This is a genomic window from Actinoplanes sp. NPDC051411 (genome assembly GCF_040682075.1).
In the GTDB taxonomy this organism is placed as follows: domain Bacteria; phylum Actinomycetota; class Actinomycetes; order Mycobacteriales; family Micromonosporaceae; genus Actinoplanes.
In genome coordinates this window covers 1-2,122 of record NZ_JBFBAD010000110.1, presented here as the reverse complement: position 1 = coordinate 2,122, position 2,122 = coordinate 1, and the positions used below count along the sequence as shown (strand labels likewise).

The following is a 2,122-nucleotide window of genomic DNA, read 5'->3' as shown; positions in this document are numbered from 1 at the left end:
GGGCGCCCGGGCCCTCGCGGTCGAGCACGTCGGCTCGACCGCGGTGCCCGGCCTGGCCGCCAAGGACCGCGTCGACATCGACCTGATCGTCGCGGACCCGGCCGACGAGGACGCCTACGTCCCCGCCCTGTCCGCGGCCGGCCTCACCCTCGCCTCGCGGGAGCCCCACTGGTATGGGCACCGTTGCCTGTGGACGGAGACCCACGACGCGAACGTGCACGTCTTCGGCCCCGACTGCGACGAACACCTCCGCCACCTGGTGTTCCGCGACTGGCTCCGCGCCCATCCGGCCGACCGCGACCGCTACGCCGCCTGCAAGCTCGCGGCCGCCGCCGCCCATCCGCTCTCGATGGCCCGGTACGTGGCCGCCAAGGCCGGCACCATCGTCGACATCCTCACGCGCGCCGGTCTCCGGCCGCCGGTGCAGCGCCTGACGTTCCGGGCCACGCACCTTCCCGCGGTGCGCGACGGCCGCAAGCGGGTGACGATGCGCTTCCGGGACCCGGTCCAGATCGGGCCGGCCGTGCTGGTGTTCGGGTCGGGCGACGAGGTTCACCTGCCGGGCCGCATCACCTCGGCCGTGGCCAAGCCGGTCAACCGCGTCACCGACGACGAGGCCCGGGAGGACGGCTTCGCCGACGCGGCCGGCGTGCTGCCCGGGCTGCGCGACTACTACCCGGACCTCCAGCCGGACGACGAGATCGTGATCGTCCACTTCGACACGGCCTAGGCCCGCTCGGCCGTCCGGAGCCCGCGGCCGGGGGTCCACCATTCGACGACCAGCACTGTCGCCGCGGGATCGAGGTGGGTGTGGACGACCGTGGCGATGTCGGCCCGGAAGCGGTCGCCGTCGGGTCCCGGGGAGGCGACCACCCGGCCGGAGATCTTGGCCTCGCCCGGCCAGGAGCCCTCGGCGCCCTCGACCGGGTCGACCGTGCCGCCGTGCAGGGCGAACCGCGGGTCACGCAGCAGGTCGGCACCCTTGCGGGAGTGCGGCATCGAGCCGAACACCAGTTCGCCGTTCTCGAAGGCGCATTCGATGCCCGAGATGCGGGGTGAGCCGTCGGCCCGCAGCGTCGCCAGTGTCTTGTGCCGCTGGGCGTCGAACAGCCCCCGCACCCGCTCGGCGAACGCCGGTTCCGCCTGCGCGAACTCCTGCCACGAGGTCATGCGACCAGGCTACGGGGACGAAGGATGCCGCGGGCGATCAGATTTATCGGAGACCTCTCCGGTCTGTGGGGTGAGGCCGTCGAGGATCAGGCTGAGCATGGGCCGGGACCGTTCCGGGGCCGACCGCCAGAGGGCCCCGGTGAACTGCAGGAAGTCTCCCGGGTCGGCGTCGTCGCGGATGGTTCCGTCGCGCTTGCCGGCGTCCAGCAGCCGGGTGATCGCGGCGATGACCGGCCCGTACGTGTTCTCGGTGATCGTGCGGTGGGCGCCCGGGCTGAGCGCGTCGCCGAGCCCGTGCTTCTTGCGCATCGCGCTGACCAACTCGACCGTCCAGTGCCGCAGCGCCTCCCGCGGTCCCAGCATGGCCAGGAGCTCGGGCACGGACCCGGTGAGCCGGTCGACCTCGTCCTGGTAGATGGCCAGGACGAGGGCCTCCCGGTTGGGGTAGTTGCGGTAGAGGGTGCCGGGGCCGACGCCGGCCCGCTGGGCGATCTGGTTCATCGAGGTGTCGGCGTCCTCGGCGAAGGCCTGGCGGGCCGCGGCCAGGATGCGGTCCCGGTTCTCGCGGGCGTCCGAGCGGACCACGGTGACCCCCTGGCTATGCGGAGAGTTCTCCAGTACCGTATGCGGAGAAGTCTCCGCTCCATTGCGGCCACGATAGGGGAGAAGCATGCGCTACCTCAAGCTCGGCACCACCGGCCTCGACGTGTCGCCGATCGCCATCGGCGCGATGACCTACGGCGACCCCGGCCGCGGCCACCCGGTCTGGTCGCTCGGCGAGGAGGCCGCCCGCCCGCTGATCCGGCACGCCCTCGAGGCCGGCATCAACTTCTTCGACACCGCCAACATGTATTCGTACGGCTCCAGCGAAGAGATCCTGGGCCGCGCCCTCAACGACTTCGCCAACCGCGACGACGTCGTCGTCGCGACCAAGCTGCGCCATCCGATGCGG

4 protein-coding genes are annotated in these 2,122 nt (G+C 72.3%); 2 read left to right on the top strand and 2 right to left on the bottom strand.

Annotated features, from left to right (window positions below):
• Nucleotides 1-730: GrpB family protein (locus AB0M88_RS40415; RefSeq protein WP_364111207.1), on the top strand; the 730-nt coding region annotated here is incomplete at its 5' end.
• Here AB0M88_RS40415 and AB0M88_RS40410 read toward each other — a convergent pair.
• Nucleotides 727-1,170, bottom strand: coding sequence for a pyridoxamine 5'-phosphate oxidase family protein (locus AB0M88_RS40410; RefSeq protein WP_364111205.1), 444 nt, complete (start codon nt 1,168-1,170; stop codon nt 727-729). The genes AB0M88_RS40415 and AB0M88_RS40410 overlap by 4 nt on opposite strands.
• A 9-nt stretch (nt 1,171-1,179) precedes the next feature.
• Nucleotides 1,180-1,755, bottom strand: a complete 576-nt coding sequence (locus AB0M88_RS40405; RefSeq protein WP_364111203.1) for a TetR/AcrR family transcriptional regulator — start codon at nt 1,753-1,755, stop codon at nt 1,180-1,182.
• A gap of 85 nt (nt 1,756-1,840) precedes the next feature.
• Here AB0M88_RS40405 and AB0M88_RS40400 point away from each other — a divergent pair.
• On the top strand, nt 1,841-2,122 hold a 282-nt coding region (locus tag AB0M88_RS40400; protein ID WP_364111201.1), incomplete at its 3' end, for an aldo/keto reductase.

Excerpts from the sequence above, each read along its gene's own strand:
- AB0M88_RS40410 (WP_364111205.1), bottom strand. The coding sequence starts at position 1,170 with ATGACCTCGTGGCAGGAGTTCGCGCAGGCGGAACCGGCGTTCGCCGAG.